Origin of the sequence: Oceanobacillus sp. FSL K6-2867 (genome assembly GCF_037963145.1) — a bacterium.
Classification (GTDB): domain Bacteria; phylum Bacillota; class Bacilli; order Bacillales; family Amphibacillaceae; genus Oceanobacillus.
Map to the genome: position 1 here is coordinate 3837567 of NZ_CP150144.1, position 25251 is coordinate 3862817.

25 protein-coding genes and 1 pseudogene are annotated in these 25251 nt (G+C 36.8%); 17 read left to right on the forward strand and 9 right to left on the reverse strand.

What is annotated here, in order from left to right:
• Positions 1-3 precede the first annotated feature (3 nt).
• Together NSQ77_RS18530 and NSQ77_RS18535 are read left to right on the forward strand one after the other, a co-directional pair.
• Positions 4-1828, forward strand: a pseudogene (locus NSQ77_RS18530) (ABC transporter ATP-binding protein).
• Positions 1829-1918: 90 nt separating this feature from the next.
• Positions 1919-2584, forward strand: a complete 666-nt coding sequence (locus NSQ77_RS18535) for a TrkA family potassium uptake protein (RefSeq protein ID WP_339227551.1) — start codon at positions 1919-1921, stop codon at positions 2582-2584.
• A 44-nt stretch (positions 2585-2628) separates the two neighbouring features.
• Here NSQ77_RS18535 and rnjA read toward each other — a convergent pair whose 3' ends face one another.
• The 3 genes from rnjA to def all read right to left on the reverse strand — a co-directional run bounded on the left by rnjA (position 2629) and on the right by def (position 5675).
• Complete coding sequence (gene rnjA / locus NSQ77_RS18540) at positions 2629-4296, reverse strand: ribonuclease J1 (RefSeq protein ID WP_339227552.1); 1668 nt, start codon at positions 4294-4296, stop codon at positions 2629-2631.
• 3 nt (positions 4297-4299) lie between these two features.
• A complete protein-coding gene (locus tag NSQ77_RS18545; protein WP_339227553.1) occupies positions 4300-4509 on the reverse strand; it encodes an RNA polymerase epsilon subunit in 210 nt (69 codons plus the stop codon).
• Positions 4510-5123: 614 nt separating this feature from the next.
• Positions 5124-5675, reverse strand: coding sequence for a peptide deformylase (gene def, locus NSQ77_RS18550; protein ID WP_339227554.1), 552 nt, complete (start codon positions 5673-5675; stop codon positions 5124-5126).
• 259 nt (positions 5676-5934) lie between these two features.
• On the opposite strand from def, the gene NSQ77_RS18555 reads away from it, so the two are divergent.
• The 5 genes from NSQ77_RS18555 to lpdA all read left to right on the forward strand — a co-directional run bounded on the left by NSQ77_RS18555 (position 5935) and on the right by lpdA (position 12021).
• Positions 5935-6594 (forward strand): YkyA family protein, encoded by a 660-nt coding sequence (locus NSQ77_RS18555; RefSeq protein WP_339227555.1) that lies wholly within the window; start codon positions 5935-5937, stop codon positions 6592-6594.
• A gap of 694 nt (positions 6595-7288) precedes the next feature.
• Positions 7289-8332 (forward strand): pyruvate dehydrogenase (acetyl-transferring) E1 component subunit alpha, encoded by a 1044-nt coding sequence (gene pdhA, locus NSQ77_RS18560; RefSeq protein ID WP_339231086.1) that lies wholly within the window; start codon positions 7289-7291, stop codon positions 8330-8332.
• 3 nt (positions 8333-8335) lie between these two features.
• The gene (locus tag NSQ77_RS18565) at positions 8336-9313 is read left to right on the forward strand and encodes an alpha-ketoacid dehydrogenase subunit beta (protein WP_339227556.1); all 978 of its coding nucleotides are present in this window, start codon (positions 8336-8338) and stop codon (positions 9311-9313) included.
• Between the two features lie 23 nt (positions 9314-9336).
• On the forward strand, positions 9337-10611 hold the full coding sequence (locus NSQ77_RS18570) for a dihydrolipoamide acetyltransferase family protein (protein WP_339227557.1): 1275 nt from the start codon (positions 9337-9339) through the stop codon (positions 10609-10611).
• Between the two features lie 3 nt (positions 10612-10614).
• The gene (lpdA, locus tag NSQ77_RS18575) at positions 10615-12021 is read left to right on the forward strand and encodes a dihydrolipoyl dehydrogenase (protein WP_339227558.1); all 1407 of its coding nucleotides are present in this window, start codon (positions 10615-10617) and stop codon (positions 12019-12021) included.
• Between the two features lie 390 nt (positions 12022-12411).
• Here the strand turns inward: lpdA and NSQ77_RS18580 are convergent, their stop codons facing one another.
• The gene (locus NSQ77_RS18580; RefSeq protein ID WP_339227559.1) at positions 12412-12801 is read right to left on the reverse strand and encodes a lipoprotein; all 390 of its coding nucleotides are present in this window, start codon (positions 12799-12801) and stop codon (positions 12412-12414) included.
• A gap of 308 nt (positions 12802-13109) precedes the next feature.
• On the opposite strand from NSQ77_RS18580, the gene NSQ77_RS18585 reads away from it, so the two are divergent.
• The 3 genes from NSQ77_RS18585 to NSQ77_RS18595 all read left to right on the forward strand — a co-directional run bounded on the left by NSQ77_RS18585 (position 13110) and on the right by NSQ77_RS18595 (position 14772).
• Entirely contained in the window at positions 13110-13985 is an 876-nt protein-coding gene (locus NSQ77_RS18585) for a polysaccharide deacetylase family protein (protein WP_339227560.1), read from the forward strand.
• A 236-nt stretch (positions 13986-14221) separates the two neighbouring features.
• Complete coding sequence (locus NSQ77_RS18590; RefSeq protein WP_339227561.1) at positions 14222-14326, forward strand: GapA-binding peptide SR1P; 105 nt, start codon at positions 14222-14224, stop codon at positions 14324-14326.
• A 179-nt stretch (positions 14327-14505) separates the two neighbouring features.
• Positions 14506-14772 (forward strand): UPF0223 family protein, encoded by a 267-nt coding sequence (locus tag NSQ77_RS18595; RefSeq protein WP_339227562.1) that lies wholly within the window; start codon positions 14506-14508, stop codon positions 14770-14772.
• 91 nt (positions 14773-14863) lie between these two features.
• Here the strand turns inward: NSQ77_RS18595 and NSQ77_RS18600 are convergent, their stop codons facing one another.
• The gene (locus NSQ77_RS18600) at positions 14864-15484 is read right to left on the reverse strand and encodes a DUF1054 domain-containing protein (RefSeq protein ID WP_339227563.1); all 621 of its coding nucleotides are present in this window, start codon (positions 15482-15484) and stop codon (positions 14864-14866) included.
• Positions 15485-15811: 327 nt separating this feature from the next.
• On the opposite strand from NSQ77_RS18600, the gene NSQ77_RS18605 reads away from it, so the two are divergent.
• Positions 15812-16009, forward strand: a complete 198-nt coding sequence (locus NSQ77_RS18605; protein ID WP_339227564.1) for a hypothetical protein — start codon at positions 15812-15814, stop codon at positions 16007-16009.
• A 133-nt stretch (positions 16010-16142) separates the two neighbouring features.
• Positions 16143-16949: an inositol monophosphatase family protein gene (locus NSQ77_RS18610; protein WP_339227565.1), complete on the forward strand. Its 807-nt coding sequence runs from the start codon at positions 16143-16145 to the stop codon at positions 16947-16949.
• A gap of 11 nt (positions 16950-16960) precedes the next feature.
• Here the strand turns inward: NSQ77_RS18610 and NSQ77_RS18615 are convergent, their stop codons facing one another.
• The gene (locus NSQ77_RS18615; protein WP_339227566.1) at positions 16961-17131 is read right to left on the reverse strand and encodes a DUF5325 family protein; all 171 of its coding nucleotides are present in this window, start codon (positions 17129-17131) and stop codon (positions 16961-16963) included.
• Positions 17132-17342: 211 nt separating this feature from the next.
• Here NSQ77_RS18615 and NSQ77_RS18620 point away from each other — a divergent pair, with 211 nt between their 5' ends.
• On the forward strand, positions 17343-17648 hold the full coding sequence (locus NSQ77_RS18620) for a YlaH-like family protein (RefSeq protein ID WP_339227567.1): 306 nt from the start codon (positions 17343-17345) through the stop codon (positions 17646-17648).
• A gap of 70 nt (positions 17649-17718) precedes the next feature.
• On the opposite strand, the gene NSQ77_RS18625 is transcribed toward NSQ77_RS18620, so the two are convergent.
• Positions 17719-17922, reverse strand: a complete 204-nt coding sequence (locus NSQ77_RS18625; RefSeq protein WP_339227568.1) for a YlaI family protein — start codon at positions 17920-17922, stop codon at positions 17719-17721.
• Positions 17923-18090: 168 nt separating this feature from the next.
• On the opposite strand from NSQ77_RS18625, the gene NSQ77_RS18630 reads away from it, so the two are divergent.
• A complete protein-coding gene (locus tag NSQ77_RS18630; protein WP_339227569.1) occupies positions 18091-18396 on the forward strand; it encodes a hypothetical protein in 306 nt (101 codons plus the stop codon).
• Positions 18397-18453: 57 nt separating this feature from the next.
• Here NSQ77_RS18630 and NSQ77_RS18635 read toward each other — a convergent pair whose 3' ends face one another.
• A complete protein-coding gene (locus NSQ77_RS18635; RefSeq protein WP_339227570.1) occupies positions 18454-19050 on the reverse strand; it encodes a YhcN/YlaJ family sporulation lipoprotein in 597 nt (198 codons plus the stop codon).
• Positions 19051-19216: 166 nt separating this feature from the next.
• On the reverse strand, positions 19217-19708 hold the full coding sequence (locus NSQ77_RS18640) for a hypothetical protein (protein WP_339227571.1): 492 nt from the start codon (positions 19706-19708) through the stop codon (positions 19217-19219).
• A 172-nt stretch (positions 19709-19880) separates the two neighbouring features.
• On the opposite strand from NSQ77_RS18640, the gene NSQ77_RS18645 reads away from it, so the two are divergent.
• The 3 genes from NSQ77_RS18645 to pyc all read left to right on the forward strand — a co-directional run bounded on the left by NSQ77_RS18645 (position 19881) and on the right by pyc (position 25229).
• Entirely contained in the window at positions 19881-20162 is a 282-nt protein-coding gene (locus NSQ77_RS18645; protein WP_095308458.1) for a YlaN family protein, read from the forward strand.
• 451 nt (positions 20163-20613) lie between these two features.
• A complete protein-coding gene (ftsW, locus tag NSQ77_RS18650; RefSeq protein ID WP_339227572.1) occupies positions 20614-21798 on the forward strand; it encodes a putative lipid II flippase FtsW in 1185 nt (394 codons plus the stop codon).
• Positions 21786-25229, forward strand: coding sequence for a pyruvate carboxylase (gene pyc / locus NSQ77_RS18655; RefSeq protein ID WP_339227573.1), 3444 nt, complete (start codon positions 21786-21788; stop codon positions 25227-25229). Before ftsW ends, pyc begins: the two co-directional genes overlap by 13 nt.
• Positions 25230-25251: the final 22 nt, after the last annotated feature.

Below are 25251 nucleotides of genomic sequence, written 5' to 3' on the forward strand. Positions count from 1 at the left end.
TGTATGACAAATACGCAAACAAACAGAGAAAGTCGACATTTAAAACGATTTTACTATACAGTTGATCAGACGATCGAAAAGCAATTTAATTGGCAGCAGATGGGCAGATTGCTGAAATTTGTCAAACCATATTCAAAAACCTATCTTCCAGCGGCAATCATTGCAATGCTCATTTCTACGATAATCAGGCTTGCAGTTCCTATACTGATTGGGAAAGTAGCTATTGATATCGCACTTGGGGAAAAAAATATACCTTTACTGATCCAGCTTGTTATTGGTATAGCTGTTATGTACATGATCAGTTATTTAGCGAATACATTGCGAATAAAATGGGTGAACATCCTTGGTCAAAATGTGATCTATGACCTAAGACATACGTTATTTTCTCATGTTCAGCGATTATCACATCGATTTTTTGATAGCCGATCGGCTGGTTCCATATTAGTGCGAATATTGAATGATATTAACTCCTTACAAGAATTATTTACTAATGGAATCATTAATTTATTGATGGATGCTGTCATGCTGGTTGGAATCATTATAATTTTATTTGTATTAAGTCCGCCACTTGCTCTTGCTGTAATTATTGTTATTCCATTAATGTTCTTTATCTCAACGAGACTGCGCAGAAAGATTCGTCGTTCATGGCAAGATGTGCGCAAGCATCAATCCCGCATGAATTCTCATTTAAATGAAGGACTTCAGGGAATGCGAATTACACAATCCTTCTCCCAGGAAGAAGAAAACGCAGAGTTTTTTGGTGGAGTAAATAAAGGCTATTTTAACAGTTTTAAAGATGCAGCAAAAAAAAGTGCAATGTTCCGTCCGTTGGTAGAAATTTGCGATGCAATCGGAACGATTATTTTAATCGCATTTGGCTCATATTTAATTTTGAATGGAACTATTGAGATTGGTACATTTGTTTCTTTCGCGTTTTTTCTTGGGATGTTCTGGGAGCCTATATCAAGACTAGGACAAATGTATAATCAATTACTAATGGCGATGGCATCATCTGAGCGCATTTTTGAATTTTTAGATGAACAGCCGAACGTAGAAGAGAAACCAGATGCACATGTGCTAAAAGATATGAAAGGTCATATTGTATTTGATCGAGTTGGTTTTTCCTACAACGAGGAACGAATAGCTCTGCATGAAATTTCACTTGAGATGAAGGCAGGTCAAACAGTTGCGCTGGTCGGTCATACAGGAAGTGGCAAATCAACGATAGCAAACTTAATTAGCCGGTTTTATGACCCTACAAAAGGTGCTGTCAAAGTTGATGGTCTAGATTTGAGAGAAGTAAACCTTGACAGCCTAAGGAAAAGAATTAGTGTGGTCTTACAGGATACATTTATTTTTTCTGGAACCATTATGGAAAATATACGTTTTGGGCGACCGGAAGCAACGGATAAAGATGTTATCGAAGCAGCTAAAGTTGTTGGTGCTGATGAGTTTATACAACGTCTCGCTGATGGTTATCATACGGAGGTTGAGGAACGAGGAAACATACTTTCTGCAGGGGAAAGGCAGCTGCTTTCCTTTGCAAGAGCCTTACTTGCTGATCCAACCATTATTATTCTAGATGAAGCAACTGCTAGTATTGATACTGAATCTGAAGTAAAAACAACAAGCATTACGAAAGCTTCTAAAAGAAAGAACATCCATCATTATTGCGCACCGCTTATCAACAATACGAGAGGCTGACAATATTTTCGTGCTGGAGCAAGGACGAATTCTGGAAAAGGGGAGTCACCAGGAATTAATGAATAAGCATGGGAAGTATTATGAGCTTGTTAAATCACAATTCACGATGCTGGATGCAATTTAACTTTTTAGGAGCAACTTTCAAGCTGAAAGTTGCTCCTAAACTTTTGCAGGCGTATATTAGATACAGAACACTGTATTTGGAGGGTTAGAAATGGTGAAAGACTATGCTGTTATTGGACTTGGGAGATTTGGCGGGAGTATTTGCCGGGAACTTTGTAAAGAGGGAAAGCAAGTTCTGGCAATTGATAGTGATGAAAACCGAGTCAATGAATATAAAAAAATTGCTTATCATTCAGTTATTGCTGATACAACAGATGAAGATACGCTGAAGGATATTGGAATTCAAAACTTTGAGCATGTAATTGTAGCAATTGGAGAGAACATACAAGCAAGTATTTTGACCGCTGTTATTCTTGTAGACCTCGGAATCAAGAAAATAACCGTGAAAGCCAAAAATGATTATCATGAAAAGATTTTAGATAAAATTGGTGTCCATCATGTTGTGCATCCGGAGCGTGACATGGGACGAAAAATAGCGCATAGTCTTATCTCGCACAATATACTGGATTATCTTGAATTATCAGATGAACATAGTATTGTAGAGGTAAAAGCTGGGGAAAAAATGATCGGCAAGTCCTTAATTGAATTAGACATTCGAGCAAAATATGGATGCAATATTGTAGCGATTAAGCGAGGGAAGTCAATTAATGTTTCCCCGAGTGCTGAAGATGCCTTGTCGAATGATGATATCCTGATCGTGATCGGTTCTGACGAGGATATTTCGAGGTTTGAAAGGCATTTAGTTATTGACGATTAAACAAAAGACATGGAAGAATCATTCTTCCATGTCTTTTGTTCTTTTTAAACTTCCATAATAATAGGTAAAATCATTGGGCGACGTTTTGTCTTTTCATATAGGAAAGGAGCAATTGTATCTGTAATCTCATTTTTAATTTCAGACCACTGTGTTGTTCTTCTTTCCATTACTTTATTTAAATGAGATGAGACAAGCTTTTGCGCTTCGTTAATCAAGTCTTCGGATTCTCTCATATATACAAAGCCTCTAGAAATAATATCTGGACCTGCGGCAATTTTGAATTCTTTCATATTGATGCTTACAACTACAATTACGAGCCCCTCTTCAGAAAGAATTCTGCGGTCACGCAATACGATATTACCAATATCACCGATACCACTTCCATCAACATAGATGGAACCAGAAGGAATTTTGCCGGAAATGGAAGCTTGATCTTTACTTAGTGCAAGTACATCCCCATTATCCATTGTAAATGAATGATCAGGCTTTACACCACAAGATTCAGCTAGTTTTATATGCTCTTTTAACATGCGATACTCACCGTGAATCGGCATGAAGAATTTTGGTTTAATCAATCGAAGCATTAGTTTTTGCTCTTCTTGACTACCGTGCCCAGATGTATGAATGTTGCTTAGTTTACCATGGATAACATCTGCACCTGCACGATATAGTTTGTTAATGGTTTTGCTGACACTGACGGTGTTTCCAGGGATTGGTGAGGAAGAAAATACAACTGTGTCACCAGGTATAATTTGGATTTGTCTATGTGTGCCATTAGCGATTCGTGATAATGCTGCCATCGATTCGCCTTGAGAGCCTGTACAAAGAATAGTTACTTCATTTGCTGGTAATCGGTTAATTTGATTTCCATCAATAAATGTCTCTTTAGGAGCTTGGATATAGCCTAGTTCCAAACCGATATTGATTGCGGACTCCATGCTGCGTCCAAACACTGCAACTTTGCGGTTGTGCTGAACTGCTGCTTCTACTACTTGCTGCAAACGATAAATATTGGATGCGAATGTAGCAAAAATCAGTCTCCCATCAACACGACTGAAGATATCGTGAATGCTTTGACCAACAACCCGTTCTGACATCGTAAATCCCGGGACCTCACTGTTTGTGCTGTCGGATAAAAGACAGAGTACGCCTTCCTTGCCGATTTCAGCCATTTTTGTAAGGTTTGCTGGTTCACCAACGGGAGTAAAGTCGAATTTAAAATCACCAGTATGAACGATGTTTCCTGGTGGTGTTTTTACGACAATCCCATATGAATCAGGAATACTGTGTGTTGTACGGAAAAAGCTGACGGAAGTTTTACGGAATTTAATAACATCATCTTCTTGTATTGTAATTAACTTAGCACTTCTTAATAAGCCGTGCTCATCCAATTTATTACGAATTAATCCGATTGCAAGTGGTCCTGCATAAATAGGCACATTAACTTCACGCAAGAGAAAAGGGATACCGCCAATATGGTCTTCGTGACCATGGGTTACGAATAAACCTTTTATCTTATCCTGATTTTGTACGAGGTAGGTGTAATCAGGTATAACATAGTCGATTCCTAATAGTTCATCCTCTGGGAATTTAATCCCAGCATCGATAAGAATGATTTCATCCTGGAATTGGACTGCATACGTGTTTTTTCCGATTTCACCTAGTCCACCTAGAGCAAAAACGGCTGTTTGGTCATTTTTTACAAATTTCATAACTTACATGTTCTCCAACTGAAGTTTTCCAGTTTCTTTCTCGTAATTTTGATGTGCCTCATCTAATGCTTGGATATATTCGATGTTATATTTCCGATCACTTAACTTCTTTCTTACCTCTCTGATTGAATCCGCTTCAACATATGTGCTCATTGTTCGTTCGCGGACAGGAACTTCATTTTGATCCTCTTGATATAAAACTTTAAAAATCATTTCATCTCTCCTAACATTTTTCTATATATTTTTGTTCAACGAAGTGAGTTATGCCTGTAATAGGCGATAACCCATTTCAAATTGGATGTTATTACCTTTCCATAAAAACTTTCGCCTGGCATGTTTCCGTCGCAATACCAGTTTCCCGTTAAATAGTCGTTGGTGTGATTGGTTGCATCCTTGGTAGTCTTATTTAAAAGTCGTAGGTACACGTCCTTCTTTGCCTAAAAAGTCTCTCCACCGCTTCTTCAGTTTATCTTTTAGGCGCTTTAGCATGAGGACACACGTCTCCTTTCAGATATCTAGAAAAGCAATAAAACATTCTACCGTCCAATCCTCTTATATACAGTATAGTACGAAATGAGGAAGATTTAAATAAAAATACATCATTTTTAAAAAAATAATCATAAAGTCCAGCAATTACTATTTGTAATTTTATCTTTTACATGCAATGAAATCTTATACATTTTGATATGTTGTCTCATTAGAAATAAAGTAAAACTCCTGGGTGGAAAGTGCAGGAAGATAAGTCTTATAAATTGGTAAGGCTGTAACGTAATGTTCACCTATCTGTATGAAAAAGGTGTCCGCGAAATAACGGACACCTTTAGTAATTATTCGATTGCTGTGGAATTATCAGGTATTGCAAATGGATTATTTGAATTAATGCGATCGTAAAACATAATTCCGTTAAGGTGGTCAATTTCGTGCTGAAACACAACAGCAGGATACCCTTTTAATCGCAGCTTTACTGGTTTTCCATCTGTATCGGTTGCTTTTACTGTGATTCTTGCATGTCTTGGGACATAGCCTTCAACAGCCCGATCCACAGAAAGGCATCCTTCTCCACCAGCTAAATAGGATTGTTCAACAGAATGACTAATAATTTTTGGGTTTACTAAGCCGTAGCTATACAATTTTCCATTGAAATCTTCAAAGTGAATAGCAACGAGGCGTTTTTCGATACCTAGTTGGGGAGCGGCGAGGCCGACGCCAGCTCTTAAATCATATTTTTTTGCAATTTCTTCATCCTGGCTATTGATTAAAAATTGTAACATATTCTTTAATAGTTGTTTTTCTTCATCTGTGATCGGCACATTTACTTCAGCTGCAACAGTTTTCAGAGAAGGGTGACCTTCACGTACAATATCTTTCATCGTTAACATAAACATTACTCCTAACTGGTTATATTCTATGTAATAGAGGGTATAAAACTATTGATCTCATTTTTTATACTATATCATTGTATTATTTTAACATAACTTCTATAAATAAATCATAAAAATAAACTGACCGAATGGGTTATGAAATGGGACAAGTCTTTATTTATTAATCTAATTATTGTACTCTTCACTGTATGTGAAATTAGATTATGTTATACTTTAAAAATACTTGCGGTAAATAGAAAACATAGGAGGAAAAAACGTGCATTTTAAGAAATTATTACTTATCTTATCAATTAGCCTGGCGGTGTTATTAGCTGCCTGTAACAGTCAATCAACAGAAGAGAAAATACATAATCATCTTGAAGAAGCAGTTACACTAGAAGAAGAATTTGAAAAGAAGCAAAGTGAGATTACGAAATTAGAATTAGAAGAACAGGATATTTATGATCAAATTATTGACTTAGGTATGGATGATATTAAAACAATTAAGGAATTATCCAATCAAGCATTAAAAATAATTGAGCAACGTGCAGAAAAAATTGAACTAGAGAAAGGAAGTATTGAGAAATCAAAAGAAGAGTTTAATGAGATTGAAGCATTGCTTGATGACATAGAGAACGAGGAGCTAAAGAACACTGCGGAGTCTATGCATGAGGTGATGAATAATCGTTATTCCGCCTACGAAAAACTGAATAATGCTTATACGGAATCATTAGAGTTAGAAAAAGAATTATATGAATTACTGCAGCTAGAAGATCTTGAACAAGAGAGATTAACAGACCAAATTAATTCCATTAATGAAAGTTATGAGCAAGTGCTTCAGCTTAATGAGGAATTTAACAATTATACGGTTGAGTACAATGAATTAAAAAAGGAGTTCTATGAAGCGGCAGATATAGAAGTTGCATATGAAGAATAAAAAAACAGACCCACTAACAGGCGTATTAAGCTGTGTGGGTCTGTTTTTATGTGCAGTAATTCCAGTCGGGGATTGTTTCCCGCGGATGTATTATAGAAAATCTACACACCAATATTCAGTTTCTTTCACTTGTACATTTATACTGTTACAAAACACATCATAGAAAGTCGGTGAGTGTATAATATTCTTGGTCTGTTTTTGGAGGGAATACAGATTTGCTTGTTTACAAAGTTCGCTCTTTTTCGATTAACGTGACTTAGTTTCATATGTACTGCGTGAACACAATTAAGCGATAGACAGGTACAGTTTAGTAGTACAGTTCAAAAGCTATATTATAACAGTTCGTCGGTTTGATTTTATTAGCAGCTGACGATTCCTGTTTAAAATGTAAATCCTTTCATTTGCTTGAATGGTATAAGCAATCCTGTTGACCGAATCTGGAAAATGGGTTACGATTTATTTGCAAGCAAGATTGTATCAATAAACTTTACATAATTTATGTAACAGGTTATTATTTATTGTGGGTTATGATTATTTATCACCACGATAGGGTACATCAATAATATATATTTTTTTGTAGAGATTTACCTTATTCTGGGCACGCTAGGAAAGACAATAATATTAAGGGTATAAGGAAAGGAAGAGGTGAACCATTTTGAAATATGTACTTGATAATGTTGAAAGTCAGTTCGAAATGTTCCAGATTCTTAATGAAGATGGGAAAATAGTGAATAAAGATAGTATGCCGGATCTATCGGATGAGGAATTGAAAGAACTTATGCGTCGCATGGTTTATACACGTATCCTTGACCAGCGCTCAATTGCCTTAAACCGTCAAGGTCGTTTAGGATTCTATGCTCCTACAGCAGGTCAGGAAGCTTCACAGCTGGGAAGTCAATTTGCTTTGGAAAAAGATGACTTCATTTTACCAGGTTACCGTGATGTTCCACAGTTGATTTGGCAAGGTCTGCCATTATACCAAGCTTTCTTATTCTCAAAAGGGCATTTCCATGGAAATCAATTTCCTGATGATTTACACGCATTAAGCCCACAGATTATTATTGGTGCACAATATGTTCAAGCAGCTGGTGTTGCTTTAGGAATTAAAAAACGCGGCAAGAAAAATGTTGCGATCACATACACAGGTGACGGTGGTACATCACAAGGTGACTTCTACGAAGGAATTAACTTTGCAGGTGCATATAAAGCCCCGGCAATTTTTATTGTGCAAAATAACCGCTTTGCTATTTCTGTGCCGGTTGAAAAGCAAACAAATGCGAAGACATTAGCACAAAAGTCAGTTGCAGCAGGTATCGAAGGAATTCAAGTTGATGGTATGGATGTGCTGGCAGTATATGCAGCTACAAAAGCAGCTCGCGAACGTGCTATCAATGGGGATGGTCCTACATTAATTGAAACGTTAACGTACCGTTTCGGTCCGCATACGATGTCTGGTGACGATCCAACTCGCTATCGTACAGAAGACATGGATAACGAATGGGAAAAGAGAGATCCGCTTGTTCGTTTCCGTAAATACCTTGAAAGCAAAAAGCTTTGGACAGAAGAAGATGAAAATAAAGTAATTGAAGAAGCAAAAGAAGATATTAAAAAAGCGATTAAACAAGCAGAAGAACAGCCAAAACAAAAAGTTACAGATTTAATTGCTAATATGTATGAAGAACTTCCAGCTAATTTACAGGAGCAAATGGAAATCTATAAAGAGAAGGAGTCGAAGTAAATCATGGCACAAATGACAATGATTCAAGCAATCACAGATGCAATGCGCGTAGAATTGAAAAATGACGAAAATGTGCTTGTATTTGGTGAAGATGTTGGTCAAAACGGTGGAGTATTCCGCGCTACAGAAGGTTTGCAGGATGAGTTCGGTGAAGACCGTGTATTCGACACCCCTCTAGCAGAATCAGGGATTGGCGGACTAGCGATTGGGCTGGCATTACAAGGTTTCCGTCCGGTTCCGGAAATTCAATTCTTTGGTTTCGTTTATGAAGTAATTGATTCCATTAGTGGTCAAATGGCTCGTATGCGCTACCGTTCTGGTGGTCATCATACAGCACCAATTACGGTTCGTGCTCCATTTGGTGGTGGTGTACACACACCTGAAATGCACGCTGATTCACTTGAAGGATTAATGGCACAGCAACCAGGTCTTAAGGTTGTTATTCCATCAACTCCATATGAAGCAAAAGGGTTGTTAATCTCGGCAATTCGCGATAATGATCCAGTTATTTTCTTAGAGCATATGAAGCTTTATCGTTCTTTCCGTGGTGAAGTTCCTGAAGGGGAATACACAGTAGAAATTGGAAAAGCAGATGTGAAAAAAGAAGGAAATGACGTTACATTAATTGCTTACGGTGCAATGGTTCATGCATGTCTAAAAGCAGCAGAAGAGCTTGAAAAAGACGGAATTAGTGCTGAAGTAATCGATCTACGTACGGTATCACCAATTGATTATGATACGGTTTTAGAATCTGTGAAGAAAACAAACCGTGTTGTTGTTGTGCAAGAAGCACAGCGTCAAGCAGGTGTAGCAGCAAATGTTGTTGCTGAAATCCAGGAAAGAGCAATTCTGCATCTTGAAGCACCAGTATTGCGCGTGGCTGCAGCAGATACTGTTTATCCGTTCTCTGACGCAGAAGAAGTTTGGCTACCTAATCACCAAGATATTATTGAAAAAGTAAACACTGTAATTAATTTCTAAATATGAGATAGGAGGTAAGATGTATGGCATTTGAATTTAAATTCCCAGATATTGGGGAAGGTATTGCTGAAGGCGAAATCGTAAAATGGTTCGTGAACGAAGGCGATGACATTAAAGAGGACGACGTACTATGCGAAGTCCAAAATGATAAAGCTGTTGTTGAAATTCCTTCACCAGTAGAAGGAACAATCAAAAAGATACATGTTGCAGAGGGTGAGGTAGCAAATGTAGGAAATGTATTTGTTACCATTGACGCTGAAGGCTACGAGTCTGACGAAAGTGGACAGGACGCAGAAGAAGCTTCAGAACCACAAGCAAAAGAAGAGCCAGCAAAAGAGGCTCCGAAGGAATCTAAACAAGAAGCTCAAGAAACAGAAGGCAAACGTGTTATTGCGATGCCGTCTGTAAGAAAGTATGCTAGAGAAAATAATGTAACCATTGAAGAAGTTAGTGGTACTGGTAAAAATGGCCGAATCCTGAAAGCTGATATTGATAGCTTCTTAAGTGGGGACAAGCCAGCAGCACAAGCTGAACAAGCAACAGAAAAGGCGGCAGAGACTCAAGATGCAAAACCGGCTCCAGTGCCAACTGGAAGCTATCCAGAAACTCGCGAGAAGATGACAAACATCCGTAAAGCAATCGCAAATGCAATGGTTAACTCAAAATCGAAAGCGCCGCATGTTACGTTAATGGATGAAATCGATGTAACAGAGCTTGTTGCACACCGTAAGAAATTTAAAGCAATTGCAGCAGAACAAGAAATCAAATTAACGTACTTACCATATGTCGTAAAAGCGCTTGTGTCAGCATCTAAGAAATTCCCAATATTAAATTCTTGGATTGATGATGCAACAGATGAGATTGTTCAAAAACATTATTATAATATCGGTATTGCTGCTGATACAGACAGAGGTCTGCTTGTACCAGTTGTAAAAGATGCTGATAAAAAGTCCATTTTTGAAATTTCTGCGGAGATAAATGAATTGGCAGGAAAAGCTCGTGATGGTAAACTAAAACCAGATGAGATGAAAGGGGCTTCTAACACAATTTCAAACATTGGTTCAGCGGGTGGACAATGGTTTACTCCAGTATTGAATTACCCAGAAGCTGTAATTCTTGGAATTGGCCGTATTGCTGAAAAACCAATTGTTCGTGATGGGGAAGTTGTCGTAGCTCCAGTTCTTGCTTTATCTCTAAGCTTTGATCACCGTATCGTTGATGGTGCTACTGCACAGTTAGCTTTAAACCAAATTAAACGATTACTAAATGATCCACAACTAATTATGATGGAGGCGTAGGTAATGGTAGTAGGAGATTTTCCAGTAGAAGTAGATACACTGGTTGTAGGGGCAGGACCAGGTGGTTATGTTGCTGCTATCCGTGCTGCACAATTAGGGCAAAAAGTGACGATTGTTGACAAAGGTACTTTGGGCGGGGTTTGTTTAAATGTTGGCTGTATCCCTTCAAAGGCATTGATTCAAGCAGGCCATTTAGCAGAAACTGCTCAAGGCTCTGAAGAAATCGGAATTAAAACAGAAGGTGTAACCATTGACTTTTCCAAAGTTCAAGAATGGAAAGGCAGTGTTGTTAAGAAATTAACATCTGGTGTTGAAGGCCTTCTTAAAGGAAATAAAGTAGACATCGTAAATGGAGAAGCATACTTTGTAGATAAAAATACTGCAAAAGTAATGGACGAAAAATCTTCTCAAACATATAAATTCAAGCATTGTATTGTAGCTACTGGTTCATCGCCAATTGAAATACCAACATTCAAGTTTTCAAACCGTGTACTTGATTCTACAGGAGCGCTAAACTTGAAAGAAGTTCCTAAAAAATTAATAGTTATCGGTGCTGGATATGTTGGAAGTGAGCTAGGCTCTGCATATGCAAACTTCGGAACTGAGGTCACTTTCCTTGAAGGTGCGAAAGATATTCTAAGCGGGTTTGAAAAACAAATGACACAGCTTGTTAAAAAGCGCTTGAAAAATAAGGGTGCTACAATCGTTACCGAAGCAATGGCTAAAGGTGTTGAGGAGTCAGCTGACGGTGTAAAAGTTACGTATGAAGCTAAAGGAAAAGAAGAAACAATTGAAGCAGATTACGTTCTTGTAACGGTTGGCCGTCGTCCGAATACAAGTGAAATTGGCTTAGAACAAGCTGGAATTGAACTTGACGAAAAAGGACTTGTTAAAATCGACAAACAATGTCGTACTTCTGTAGACAATATATTTGCAATCGGTGATATCGTTGCTGGTCCTCCACTTGCTCACAAAGCATCCTATGAAGGAAAAATTGCTGCTGAAGTAATTGCTGGAGAAAAATCTGAAATCGATTATCTTGGTGTACCAGCTGTAGCATTTACAGATCCAGAGCTTGCAACTGTTGGAATGACAGAAAAAGAAGCTAAAGATGCTGGATATGATGTAAAAGTAGGGAAATTCCCATTTGCTGCAAACGGTCGTGCATTATCCTTAAATAATAGTGACGGATTCCTGAAGTTGATCAGCCGTAAAGAAGATGGGTTAGTAATTGGTGGTCAAATTGCAGGACCAAATGCAAGTGACATGATTTCAGAAATTGGGCTTGCTATTGAAGCTGGCATGACTGTTGAAGACATCGCTCTAACTATCCATGCTCATCCAACACTAGGTGAAATTACAATGGAAGCTGCAGAAGTAGCGCTCGGAACTCCGATCCATATGCTTTAAGATAGCGAAAGATATAATTGTTATTAAAAAAAGGATGCCTTGAATTAAAAGGCATCCTTTTTCTTTGTCTAGGAAATTATAAAATTTGAATGTTGTGGATAACTTAGATATCGGTACATCCACGTTCAGTTTCAGCGCCCAGAGACTAGCGAGACTTCCCTCACCTCATGCAATCTAAAGAAAGCTTGCCGATTGACTTTATCAGAGGCTTAGTTGCACTTATATCCTTGTGGTGAAATCGGGCATCGACTCCATATAAAAGTATGGTCGAATAAAATCAAGCTAAAGCTTAACGTCGGCATCTCACGGGGGTATGTTCCTTTATCTTCTTCGTAAGAATGTTCGACAAGCCTAACCATTCCACAGTATGGTATCGAAGTCCGTATGACGCTAACCGGGTGCTTGCGCTTTTGTTCCATCTTCTAAAGTAAATTCCAATTGCTCTATAATCTCATTTTTGGTCATGTTAGAAGAAAGTTGTGCAATTGTCTGTCCATTCTTTTGAATGATTAGAGTAGTATCATTGCTTTCTAACGGAATATCCATTTCGGCAGGGTCAATTTCAACCTTTTTTGCATCTGAAAACTCAGTAGGATATTTTGCTTTTATATCAATTATAGCATCAACATATTTATCATCAATTTCTTCAACCGATTCTGCTGGGAGAATCATGACTCGATATTCTGACGGGTTAAAGGAAATAGCATTAATAACATCCTCTTTATAGTGGCAGCCTGCAAGCAACAAAAGAATAGAAATTAAAAATAATAATTTGTTCATCGGCTTTTATCACTTCCCTCATTGTGGAATTGTCTCATAACAATATAGGGATAGTTTATCAAATGATTGTTACCCTTTAGTTATTGTTATCGAAATGTTATTAAATTGAAAATCAATCGTCGAAAAATGTAAACATGAAGAAATATTGTTTTGGGTATATAATAGAAGAGGATTAATTTGGAATAATGTACAGTCATTACCTATTCGGTTGGCATTAGTTGTTTATAAAATGGTAAATGACAGTGACTTCATGAATACTTTATGATTATTCTATTAATCTATTTTTTAGCCAGGAGGAGTTTTTACATATGAAAAGGATTACATTAATTATTCTTATTATTGGCATAGCAATGTTTTCAGCTTGTGCAAGCAATGCGGAAACAACGAGTCACGGAAAATCATCAACTGAAAAGGAAGAAAATAAAAATCAAGAACATGTCCAGGAATCGGAGGATGAAAAAAAGAGTGGGGGTGAAGAATCGGAAGAAGATGCAGCTGGAATCGAAAAGGACGAGCATCCTAATGAAGCACAGTATAGGATTTCAGAAAATTGGTCCGTAATCCCAATAAAAGAAGAAACGAATGAAGATGTTGTACTGCTAACATTTGATGATGCACCTGATAAAAATGCTGTTAAAATGGCTAAGACATTAAAGGATATAGACGCTCAAGCAATATTCTTTGTAAATGGCCATTTTATCGATACACCTGAAGAAGAAGAAAAGCTCAAGGAAATTCATGAAATGGGATTTATGATTGGTAATCATACGTTTAGCCATGCAACATTGCCAGATATATCTGAAGCAGAACAAAAAGAGGAAATTATAAGTCTTAATGACCGAATAGAAGAAATTATTGGTGAGCGACCATTATTCTTCCGAGCCCCGCATGGAGCTAATACAGATTACTCGATTCAAGTTGCAGAAGAGGATGGTATGACAGTAATGAACTGGACATATGGCTATGATTATTTTGAGCCTTATATGAACGCAGAAAAGCTTGCAGAAGCAATGATCTCAGGTGAAGGTCCAGAAGTGGATGTACCGTATTCCCTGCTGAAGCCAGGAGCAAATCTACTGATGCATGACAGGGAGTGGACAGCTGAAGCATTGCCTGACATTGTGGAAGGTTTACGGGAAAAAGGTTATGAAATACTTGACCCAGCACTTATCGAAACAAAGTAAAAAAGTTATAAATAAGTCGTGAACCTTCTTACTTTAGTCATCAGAGATTCAGAAGTAACATATAATATACACAACCAAGAGCTATGTGCATTTAGTTATGTTTTTTTATCTGTAATAAAGACCTGCTATTTAATAATAAAATATTTAATATGTTATACTAATTAACCATTGACTCTTTTAGTATGACATATTATAATAAAATTATGTTACCGATAAAACAAAAAGGGGATGACTTAATGGGTACAATAATTTGTCAGGATTGCCAGCAAGTTATTGCAGATTACGAAGATGAAAAAGTAACAACTCTTTACGGTACATGTCCTACTTGTGGTGAAAAATAATACAAATATAGGTTAAGCTACATTAAATTGATGTAGCTTTTTTTTGCATTTAGACAAAATACCTATGATCATAAAACAAACAGGTGTATTAACAAATAGATCGGATATGTATTATAATAAGTTTTAAAGAAAACTTTATATAGGGGTAGGCAAGGTAATATAATGAGGTGAATAGAAAAATGAATTACGAATACCCAATTGATGAAATGTGGTCAACAAAGGAAATTATTGATGTGGTGAATTTTTTTTCGCTTGTAGAGAAGGCATATGAAAATAAAGTCAGACGAGAGGAAATCTTAATGCTGTATCGGCGATTTAAACAGATTGTACCTTCAAAAAGTGAAGAAAAGAAACTGTTCTCAGCATTTGAAGCATCTTCAGGCTACTCAAGTTACCATACTGTTAAAAGAGCGAGAGACTCGAGCAATGATTATATTAAAATGTAAAATAATGACAGCTTATATAGTAAAGACATTTATTCAACCAAAAGGGGTGAATAAATGTCTTTTTGTTTCATCTCATTTTACGAGACATCAACTAGTTACGTGACTGTAGTGCCAATTGATAGAATGGCATTAGAGTGCGGAAGGTTTCTTTCGCTGTATCGATTAGCTTTTCTCCATCCGCTGCTAAATCACTCTCTGCTGGTACATGAATACCGATTAAAAACTCAGCTTTTTTTACATCTCTGAAGCGTTCCAGATGTTTCATTTCTAAATCTTGAATTGGTATTGAATTTTTATCCATGTGATCTAAAGAAACAACAAAATTGTCTGGAAGCTGTTTAATTTTTTCAAACGATGTGATAAAGGATTTCGCAATTTCCTGTTTATTTGGCAATTCGTAAATTAATGCCAGCCACATGAACAAATGATCATCAAATAGACCAATTTGAAAGTGTGGATGTTTTTTATAACCTCGTTTGTTATCCGCGATTGCTAACCAAGTGTCCTTTGGTGGATTAACCGTTCTCCTAGCATGTTTAGCAATATGTAAATACATTTCATTCCCTACTTGTGCTGCTATGTAATCAACGAGTTCTAATCCCATTTCCTGAAATTTGGGCTGAATTCTTGTTTGAATTGCTTTCATGCGTTCATCAAGACCATCTATTGTAAAAGTATCGAAATCTTCGCGTTTAAATCCTTGAAAAGTCAAAAAATCATTCCTTTCTAACGTTATTTATAATAATTATTATTAAATATAGAAGGTTTTAAGTCAAGCTATACATATTCGCGTTAATAAATAAATCTCTAAAAAATAGCAGATTAAAGCTTTTTAGAGCGAGCTTTAATTCGTTCTATGAAATCAAATCTTAAAGCAAATTATAATTAAACGCTATGTTTAAAAATGGATAAACCGGGAAAAGATAATAAAAATAATCATTAATTTCAGAAAAGCTATGAACAATATAATTTCCAAAACATAAAATAAAGAAAACAAATGAAACTGATAAAACAAGCTATTCGAAAGGAAGTGGCAAATTTGAAATATGTAATGGAAGCATTAAGAAGAAAAGAAGCGGAAGAGCGATTACCTGTCATTCGAATGGAAATTGATTATGAATTAGTTACGCTTTTCGATGCGATGCAGGCTGATGATAAGGTTGCAATAATTAAAGCGAAAGAACGTTTAGAGGAGTTAAGGAAACAAATGTTACAAATTGAAAATGAAGACGCTTAATAGCTGACCCCAATATGTATTGGAAGCATTAGAGAAATACTCGAATACATATTGGGGTCATTCAAATACAATGACGGGTTCCCTTCATTTTGGTACAATTATAGTTATAATGATGATAGTGGAGGGCGTACATATGGATGAAACGATTCGCAATGACATATATGATCAGGCTGTACAATGGGTATTGGAAGCAGGAACGATCATTAAAGATGAAATGAATGCTCCATTGGATATTGAGACGAAGTCAAACCCTAATGATCTGGTTACGGTATTGGATAAACGCATCGAAGCGTACTTTGTAAAGAACATAAAAGAGCAATATAGCAATCATCTTATTGTTGGTGAAGAGGGCTACGGTGATTCCATTACATCTCTTAAGGGTACTGTTTGGATTATTGATCCAATTGATGGGACGATGAACTTTGTTCATCAGAAAAGAAACTTTGCAATTTCTGTTGGGATATATCAAGATGGTGTCGGTGAAATTGGGATTATCTATGATGTTATGTCAGATATTTTATACCATGCAAAAAAAGGCGAGGGCGCTTATAAAAATAAGGAGAAATTACCCCAGCTCACCACAGATGTTAAATTAACAAATGCTATTATAGGGATGAATCATTTTTGGCTATGTAAAAATAGACTTGTAGATGAAACAACGACGCAGGACTTTGTGAAAGAAGTACGTGGAACAAGATCGTATGGATCTGCTGCATTAGAGTTCGCATATACTGCCGAAGGAATTGAAAATGGATATTTATCATTAGGGCTATCCCCGTGGGACGTAGCAGCTGGTATTGTAATTGTAAATGAAGTTGGTGGTGTCACGACGGATATTGACGGGAATAAAATTAATATGCTTGAAAAATCATCAATTCTTACTTGTAACCCAATTTTACAAGATGAAATAATATCATTTTTACAGCGTGGAAGAAAGTGACGAGCAACCCGTCACTTTCTTCTTTTTTTTAAGGATAAACCATAACCAAAAATTGCAAATCCGAGTATAAGGAAAAGTAAGATAAACCAAATATTGCGGAATGCGATAGCGAGTCCGACCAGAAAGAACATCGCAACAACAAGAATTGCTAAAAAAAGCATAGGAACATTAATATTCTTCATATAAACACCTCTATTTCATTAATAGTATATATGAAAATAGTATTTTCTTCAAAAATAGTCAGATTGGTGAGATGCTGAAAAAGTATACAGCATGCTGTTTCTTATTGGTTTGACAATTATAAATTAAATAAGACTTTACGCTTGTTAGTGGCAGGAATATGAAAGATTTAGTATGATAATAGAAGAGCTAAGTTAATATTGGGGGATATATATGGATGGTTTCAGGGTTGTATTTGATTACGTAGTAGAAAGAAATGGTATCGAAAATATATTTTGGATATTTTATGTAATGAATTTTATACTTTGTGCAATTGCTTATGAACTTGGATTCGCTCGTAAATTGCCACCAATAAAAAAGGTTTTTGTTTATATTCTATTGTTAATTGGAACGTATATTTTAACGATATTTACTACTGTAATGCGTATGCCGACAATTGAAAGCCTTATCGTTATTATTTTTGTATTGGCTGTATATAGAATTAGACTCCATTTCCAAAGAAAAGCAAATAATGAATAAAAAAACGCCGGTACCGGCGTTTTTTGCTGTATATAAGGATCATGTTTTAAAAGCTGACAATAGGCTGCAATTATATATACTGGTCTTCTTTTTTATTTTCCCGGTATAGTTTGAAATCCCCTGTAGAAAGCCTTTCATTTGTTTTAACTTCAATCCGGTCATAACAATGATTGCAAAGATACATGTATATTCTTCTGTTTCTTAGTCTTTTTGCTTGCAGGCAATGATCTTCAATTTCTTCCACTTTATCACAAAGAGAGCATTTTACTTGCATTCCTTCACCTCTTACTTCAGAAAAATAATCTATTTTAATGTCATCTAGTAAATAGTATATCACAATATATTCACTTTAGCAGAGATTCCTTTATGTTTGATAATAACTTTTCGGGGGAATATAAGTACAAAATAACAATATCTATATTTAAAATGAAAGGACGATTTCATGAAAAAAAGGTATGTTCTATCAGCAGTGGGTGCATTAGGAGCAGGTGTGGCAGGTTTCTATTTAAAAGATCAGCAAAACCGTGATAAAATCAAAGGGGCTGCGAACGTTATTACCTCTAAACTGAAACAAAACTCGCAATCGGATGATCATGATCATACATTTGAAAATTCAGGTGTACCTGATCAATTAGGTGAAAAAGATGTGGCGCAGCTGGAGAATTCCAAAATGGTATCAGAAGGATCTCAATTTGGCGTACAATATTACAATGAAAAGAAAGAGGAAAACACATCAAATCATGAATAAAATGTGTAAAGAAAACCCAGGTTTCTAAGTAAGAAGCCTGGGTTTTAATCCGTGTGATTAACGATTATCATGGTGATTGGATTGTTCGCCTTCGATATCATCCAATTTTTGCTGCTCTTCATCAGATAATATTTCTTTGTTTTGGTCTGGTTCAACAGGGGTGTTATTCATAATCGGAAACTCTGGCATATAACGACCGACAATTGCTGCAAGTTCATCTACAAAGCCTTGGACAGGATGTCCTTGACCAATCTTGTCTCCCATACCCCTGATTCTCTCCATTACATCACCATCAGCAACAACGATAGCTGTTTTTCCATATGGATCATGATAAAGAGCTTCAGATACAGAATACTTAATTGTTCCTACCCGTGATCGATCAAGATCTTTATTAACATCAATTCCAACAACGGTATAAGGACCTGCTACAATTGCTGCAGCATCGTCCACGCTTGGGACATTGCTGGCTACATTAGCAAGGTGACTAGCGATTTCGGTATTGCTTAGGTTTTCAAGGCGTGTGGGATCTGAGTTTTTGACTTGGGCAATATGATTATTTTCTTGCTCTTCTGCTAAAGGGGGATCCTCCTGTTTTCCACATGCTGCCAGAAGTAAAATTCCAACCAAAAATATAATCCTAAAATGCGGGTTCATTCAGCATTCCTCCTAATTATAGTAGCTGATGACCTTATTTTGGGTAGAATAAAAGAAAATATACAGCACAGGATAGAAATATAATTGCTTGGCAGTAAAGAAAGTATAAAACGTTCGAATGATAAGTGGAATGAAATAAAAAAAGCCTGCATGGAAAGCAGACCTTTTAGTGGATAATAATTTTTTTAATGTTTGTTATTGGATTGTCTTTATTGGAGCCGTCTTGGTAGAAGAAATGAACAGGTCCATTATCCTTTATTGGTTTTCCGTCAACTGCGAAAAGAAAATAGCCATTTTCAAGGTCAGTTAATGAAATTTTTGTTTCTTCGTACTCTGATAATAAAACTCCATGTGTTGCATCGGGTTTAACCTCTGCATTTTGTATAAAATCATACAAAGGCATAACATAGGAATTTTTCAGTATTTTTTCTCCTTCCAATTTGGAGATGCTTCTATTTACAGGAGGACGATTCATTTTAACTTCAAAAATCTCCCGGTTGAAACGTTGAGATGCTAATTCTAAATCATCTGCTTCTTCCGAATTACTGCCCTTCCCGGAAAAAGCTTCATCCAATAATATTTTTCTATCATCAAAAATCCATACAGTTGGATCTAGTGTGATGGAATAGAAAACGTTTCCTAAAATTGGTACAATCATTATTTCACCCCTAATTCTATATCTTTATCAAGGATAGCAGACATGAACTATTATTTCATCTGATAAGAATTATTTTTTATAAAAAAAATTTACGCTTTTGTTTGCATTTTCTTGTAGCTAACGCTAATATAATATATACAAAGAAGTCTTTCTAACGGAGGGGATTTTATTGATGCCAGAGGCGACTATCGATCACCGTGAAAAAGCCCATGCCCTTCTTAAGGCTGACGCTGACAACATATTACGACTAATTGAAGTTCAAATAGAGAATTTAACGATGCCGCAATGTCCAGTCTATGAAGATGTTTTGGATACGCAAATGTTTGGTCTCTCAAGGGAAATTGATTTTGCTGTGCGTCTAGACTTAATCAGCGAGAATGAAGGAAGAGCACTTCTTGAGAATCTTGAGAAGAAGCTTAACATATTGCATGAAGCTTCACAAAATTCGGTTTGATTAAGCAGTCCATTGTATTGGCTTAATGATGTAATGTGACAAAGCAAAACTTTGCCAGCAAGAAAGTGGCAAGGTTTTTTTGTTTAATTGCTAGATTTTTAATAGGAATTACCTATAAATTTATAGATGATTTGAAAAAATAATAACAATATAGAAGACGAGACTTACAAAAATATGTTATAGTTATTTAAATTTCTTTCATCGATACTTAAATTTTGTGTTTGAAAAAGAAGGTTAAAAGGGCGGGCCGGCTAAATTCACAACGTCTTCTGTGTTTAAGCTTGAGGCACAGCAAGCATTGAGTACTAAGCTTGCGCAGAATAATCTGCTGACTTCAATGTTCAATATAGAATACTTCGGCGGTTAGTCGAAGGTCTCTTGTTCATAATGTGTCATTTTTGCCGGACTTTTTGAACAACCTCTTAAATAACATATGGTTGGGAGAAGTAGGATGCTTAAGAGATTAAAAGACTACGATTTTACCTTAATGATTACACCAATACTATTAGCTGGTTTTGGGATTGTCATGATTTATAGCGCAAGTATGGTGACAGCCGTTGTAGAAGGAAACGAAAGTACGCATTATTTAATACGCCAATCGGTTTGGTTTGTAGTCGGAATGTTAGGTTTTATCCTGTGCAGCATATTTCCTTACAAGTACTATCAGAAACTAATGAAGTTTATTATTTTATTCATTGTTATCTTGCTTGTCGCTGTGCTTATTTTCGGGAATTCTGTAAATAACGCGAAATCATGGTTCCAAATTGGTCCAGCTAGTATGCAACCAGCAGAATTTGCGAAGCTCGGTCTGATTATGTATCTGGCTTCCGTCTATTCGAAGAAACAAGCATACATAAATCAGTTTAATACAGGTGTGTTGCCACCGCTCATACTTACTGGAATTGTTTTAGGACTAATCGTCCTTCAACCAGATATCGGAACTGCATCGATTATTTTTCTGATTGCTTGTACCGTTATTTTTAGTTCAGGGATACGATTGAAACACCTTTCTATCTTGATCGCAATAGGTGTGGTACTAGCATTGCTTGCCGGACCCTTTTTAGTTACAGATGAAAGGCTATCACGATTTACGGGGGCTTATGAGCCTTTTGCAACTCCAGATTCTGATGGATATCAATTAATCCAATCCTATGTTGCTATTGGTGTTGGTGGAATAACTGGCGAAGGACTAGGTCAAAGTGTACAAAAGCTAGGCTATCTGGTGGAAGCCCATACAGATTTCATTATGGCAATTGTAGCTGAAGAGCTAGGCTTTATTGGCGTACTTATTGTGATAGGAATGCTGGCAATCATCGTATTGCGTGGTATTTTTATAGCTAGAAAATGCAACGATAGTTTCGGGGCATTACTAGCATTAGGAATTTCTTCCATGGTTGGAATTCAAACATTTATAAACCTTGGATCAATTAGTGGACTGCTACCGATTACCGGTGTACCACTTCCGTTTGTTAGTTATGGAGGCTCATCACTTCTCATTATGTTGATTTCAATGGGGATTCTTAACAATATTGCAAGTGAAGTTAAGACGCAGGAAAATGATGGAATCAAAGAGAAGTCGAATGTAGAAAGAAAAACGATTAATTATAACAGGAGTGATAAAAGATGGCAGAATTAAAACAGATCAAAAAAGTACTGGTTGCTAACCGTGGAGAGATTGCAATTCGGGTGTTTCGAGCTTGTACAGAGCTAAACATTCGTACGGTAGCAATTTATTCTAGTGAAGATTCAGCTTCTTTCCACCGTTTTAAAGCGGATGAAGCATATTTAATCGGTAAAGGCAAAAAGCCAATCGATGCATACTTAGATATCGAAGGAATTATTGATCTTGCAAAAGAAGTACAAGTTGATGCAATTCATCCTGGTTATGGTTTTTTATCGGAAAATATTAACTTTGCAAGACGTTGTGAAGAAGAAGGAATTATCTTTATTGGTCCTACAAGTGAGCATTTAAATATGTTCGGAGATAAAGTGAAAGCAAGAGAGCAAGCAGAAAAAGCAAATCTGCCGATCATTCCTGGCAGTGGCGGGGCTGTAGGAACAGTTGAAGATGTGGAAGCATTTGGGGAGAAATACGGATATCCAATCATTATTAAAGCATCACTAGGCGGTGGTGGTCGGGGTATGCGAATTGTCCGTAATGAGGATGAGGTTCGCGAAGCATACGATCGTGCTAAATCTGAAGCTAAAGCAGCTTTTGGTAATGATGAAATCTATGTGGAGAAATTCATCGAAAATCCAAAACACATTGAAGTGCAAATCCTTGGAGATAAGCATGGAAACATTGTTCATTTGCATGAAAGAGATTGTTCTGTACAGCGCAGACATCAAAAAGTAATAGAAGTGGCGCCGAGCTTGTCACTTACAGATGAATTACGTGAACGCATTTGTAATGCTGCAGTAGACTTGATGGAAAATGTAGGCTACATAAATGCTGGGACAGTTGAATTCCTTGTTACCAATGATGAATTTTACTTTATTGAAGTGAATCCGCGTGTGCAAGTAGAGCATACGATCACAGAAATGATTACTGGGATTGATGTTGTTCAAACGCAAATTAAAGTGGCAGATGGCTATAGTTTGCATGATGAATCGGTAGGAATACCAGCGCAGGAAGAAATTACAATTCACGGATTTGCAATTCAATCCAGGATTACAACAGAAGATCCGTTAAATAATTTCATGCCAGATACTGGAAGAATTAATGCATACCGCAGTGGCGGAGGTTTTGGTGTGCGACTTGATGCAGGGAACGCTTATCAAGGTGCTGTTATCTCACCACACTATGATTCACTGCTAGTTAAAGTTTCAACGTGGGCACTAACATTTGAACAAGCTGCAATCAAAATGGTGCGAAATTTAAAGGAATTCCGAATTCGTGGAATTAAAACGAATATTCATTTCCTGGAAAATGTAATATTGCATGAAAAATTCCTGTCGGGTCAATATGACACAACATTTATCGATAATACTCCAGAGCTTTTCGTCTTTCCAAAACGAAAAGACCGTGGTACAAAGATGCTTACCTATATTGCGAATACAACGCTGAACGGAGTAGATGGAGTGGCGAAAAAGAAAAAGCCTGAATTTTCGCCGTTGTTAATTCCGGAAGTGGACTATCATCAAGCGATTCCTAAAGGAACAAAGCAAATTTTAGATGAAAAAGGACCAGAAGGGTTAGCGAATTGGTTGAAGGACCAGAAAGAAGTATTACTAACAGATACGACTTTCCGTGATGCACATCAATCATTGTTGGCAACGCGAGTCAGAACGACGGATTTACTGCATATTGCTGAACCAACAGCTCGTCTATTGCCAAACCTATTTTCCGTAGAAATGTGGGGAGGAGCGACATTTGATGTTGCATACCGTTTCTTAAAAGAGGATCCTTGGACAAGACTGCTTGCACTGCGTGAGAAAATGCCAAATGTTTTATTCCAAATGCTATTACGTTCAAGCAATGCAGTAGGCTATAAAAATTATCCGGATAATTTAATTCGTGAATTTGTAGAAAAAAGTTCAAATGCAGGCATTGATGTTTTCCGTATTTTCGACAGCTTAAATTGGATTGAAGGAATGAAGCTTGCGATTGAATCCGTTCGTGAAAATAACAAAATCGCAGAAGCTACGCTTTGTTACACTGGTGATATTCTCGACAAAGGCCGGGAGAAATATGATATCAATTACTATAAAAACATGGCGAAAGAGCTGGAACAGTCCGGTGCCCATATTTTAGGGATTAAGGATATGGCAGGCTTATTGAAGCCAGAGGCAGCATATCAATTGATAGCTAGTTTAAAAGAAACTGTAGACATTCCGATTCATTTGCATACCCATGACACAAGTGGAAATGGAATTTATACGTATGCAAGAGCAATTGATGCCGGGGTAGACGTTGTGGACGTTGCAGCTGGTCCAATGTCTGGGTTAACTTCACAGCCGAGCGCACAGACACTTTATCATGCATTAGAAGGTAATGAACGTAAGCCTCAGATTGATATTAACGCGTATGAAGAAATTTCGCATTATTGGGAAGGTATTAGAGAATATTATCAAGATTTTGAAAGTGGAATGAAGGCACCTCATACGGAAATATATAACCATGAAATGCCTGGAGGCCAGTATAGTAATCTAAAACAGCAAGCAAAGGCAGTAGGGCTGGGAGAACGCTGGAATGAAGTAAAAACGATGTTCCGTAAGGTTAATGACATGTTTGGTGACATCGTTAAGGTAACACCTTCTTCAAAAGTAATTGGTGATATGACATTATTTATGGTTCAAAATAATTTAACTGAGGAAGATATTTATGAAAAAGGGTATTCAATTGATTTCCCAGATTCTGTTATCGAGTTTGCCCAAGGTTTTATTGGTCAGCCATATCAAGGTTTTCCAGAAGAGCTGCAGAAGATTATCCTTAAAGGAAGAGAAGCAATCACAGTGAGACCAGGGGAGTTATTGGAACCGGTTGATTTCAAAGGATTAAGAGATGAATTATTTAATTCATTAGATCGTCAAGTGACGAGCTTTGATGTAATTGCATATGCATTGTATCCTAAGGTATTTATGGATTATCATCATTTCTGTGAGCAATATGGAGATATGTCTGTCTTAGATACACCTACATTCTTCTATGGTATGAACTTAGGTGAAGAGATTGAAGTAGAAATTGAAAAGGGTAAAACGTTAATTATGAAACTTGTTTCAATTTCTGAACCAAAGGATGATGGTACGCGCGTTTTCTATTTTGAATTAAATGGACAGTCACGTGAAATCAGAGTTAAAGATAATAGTATTGAGTCCCTGCTTTCTGCAAGACCGAAAGTCGATAAGTCAAACGATAGGCAAATTGGTGCTACAATGCCAGGAACTGTGCTTGCTGTTAATTGTGCAAAGGGAGATACTGTTGCCAAGGGAGAACATATTCTAACAACAGAGGCAATGAAAATGGAAACAACTATTCAAGCACCATACGAAGGCGTAATTAAGGCAATTCACGTGAATGCTGGAGATTCAATAGAAGTAAATGATTTGCTGATTGAATTTGAATAATTATTTGATGAACAGAAAAAAA

What these genes read in the sequence shown, in the direction of transcription:
- NSQ77_RS18630 (WP_339227569.1), top strand. Translation starts at nt 18,091, where the DNA reads ATGAAAAAAAGGTATGTTCTATCAGCAGTGGGTGCATTAGGAGCAGGT.
- NSQ77_RS18580 (WP_339227559.1), bottom strand. Translation starts at nt 12,801, where the DNA reads ATGAACAAATTATTATTTTTAATTTCTATTCTTTTGTTGCTTGCAGGC.
- NSQ77_RS18585 (WP_339227560.1), top strand. Translation starts at nt 13,110, where the DNA reads ATGAAAAGGATTACATTAATTATTCTTATTATTGGCATAGCAATGTTT.
- NSQ77_RS18615 (WP_339227566.1), bottom strand. Translation starts at nt 17,131, where the DNA reads ATGAAGAATATTAATGTTCCTATGCTTTTTTTAGCAATTCTTGTTGTT.
- NSQ77_RS18625 (WP_339227568.1), bottom strand. Translation starts at nt 17,922, where the DNA reads ATGCAAGTAAAATGCTCTCTTTGTGATAAAGTGGAAGAAATTGAAGAT.
- NSQ77_RS18535 (WP_339227551.1), top strand. Translation starts at nt 1,919, where the DNA reads ATGGTGAAAGACTATGCTGTTATTGGACTTGGGAGATTTGGCGGGAGT.
- NSQ77_RS18610 (WP_339227565.1), top strand. Translation starts at nt 16,143, where the DNA reads ATGGATGAAACGATTCGCAATGACATATATGATCAGGCTGTACAATGG.
- ftsW (WP_339227572.1), top strand. Translation starts at nt 20,614, where the DNA reads ATGCTTAAGAGATTAAAAGACTACGATTTTACCTTAATGATTACACCA.
- pdhA (WP_339231086.1), top strand. Translation starts at nt 7,289, where the DNA reads ATGTTCCAGATTCTTAATGAAGATGGGAAAATAGTGAATAAAGATAGT.
- NSQ77_RS18545 (WP_339227553.1), bottom strand. Translation starts at nt 4,509, where the DNA reads ATGATTTTTAAAGTTTTATATCAAGAGGATCAAAATGAAGTTCCTGTC.
- lpdA (WP_339227558.1), top strand. Translation starts at nt 10,615, where the DNA reads ATGGTAGTAGGAGATTTTCCAGTAGAAGTAGATACACTGGTTGTAGGG.
- NSQ77_RS18635 (WP_339227570.1), bottom strand. Translation starts at nt 19,050, where the DNA reads ATGAACCCGCATTTTAGGATTATATTTTTGGTTGGAATTTTACTTCTG.
- NSQ77_RS18620 (WP_339227567.1), top strand. Translation starts at nt 17,343, where the DNA reads ATGGATGGTTTCAGGGTTGTATTTGATTACGTAGTAGAAAGAAATGGT.
- NSQ77_RS18645 (WP_095308458.1), top strand. Translation starts at nt 19,881, where the DNA reads ATGCCAGAGGCGACTATCGATCACCGTGAAAAAGCCCATGCCCTTCTT.
- pyc (WP_339227573.1), top strand. Translation starts at nt 21,786, where the DNA reads ATGGCAGAATTAAAACAGATCAAAAAAGTACTGGTTGCTAACCGTGGA.
- NSQ77_RS18570 (WP_339227557.1), top strand. Translation starts at nt 9,337, where the DNA reads ATGGCATTTGAATTTAAATTCCCAGATATTGGGGAAGGTATTGCTGAA.
- rnjA (WP_339227552.1), bottom strand. Translation starts at nt 4,296, where the DNA reads ATGAAATTTGTAAAAAATGACCAAACAGCCGTTTTTGCTCTAGGTGGA.
- def (WP_339227554.1), bottom strand. Translation starts at nt 5,675, where the DNA reads ATGTTAACGATGAAAGATATTGTACGTGAAGGTCACCCTTCTCTGAAA.
- NSQ77_RS18595 (WP_339227562.1), top strand. Translation starts at nt 14,506, where the DNA reads ATGAATTACGAATACCCAATTGATGAAATGTGGTCAACAAAGGAAATT.
- NSQ77_RS18590 (WP_339227561.1), top strand. Translation starts at nt 14,222, where the DNA reads ATGGGTACAATAATTTGTCAGGATTGCCAGCAAGTTATTGCAGATTAC.
- NSQ77_RS18640 (WP_339227571.1), bottom strand. Translation starts at nt 19,708, where the DNA reads ATGATTGTACCAATTTTAGGAAACGTTTTCTATTCCATCACACTAGAT.
- NSQ77_RS18565 (WP_339227556.1), top strand. Translation starts at nt 8,336, where the DNA reads ATGGCACAAATGACAATGATTCAAGCAATCACAGATGCAATGCGCGTA.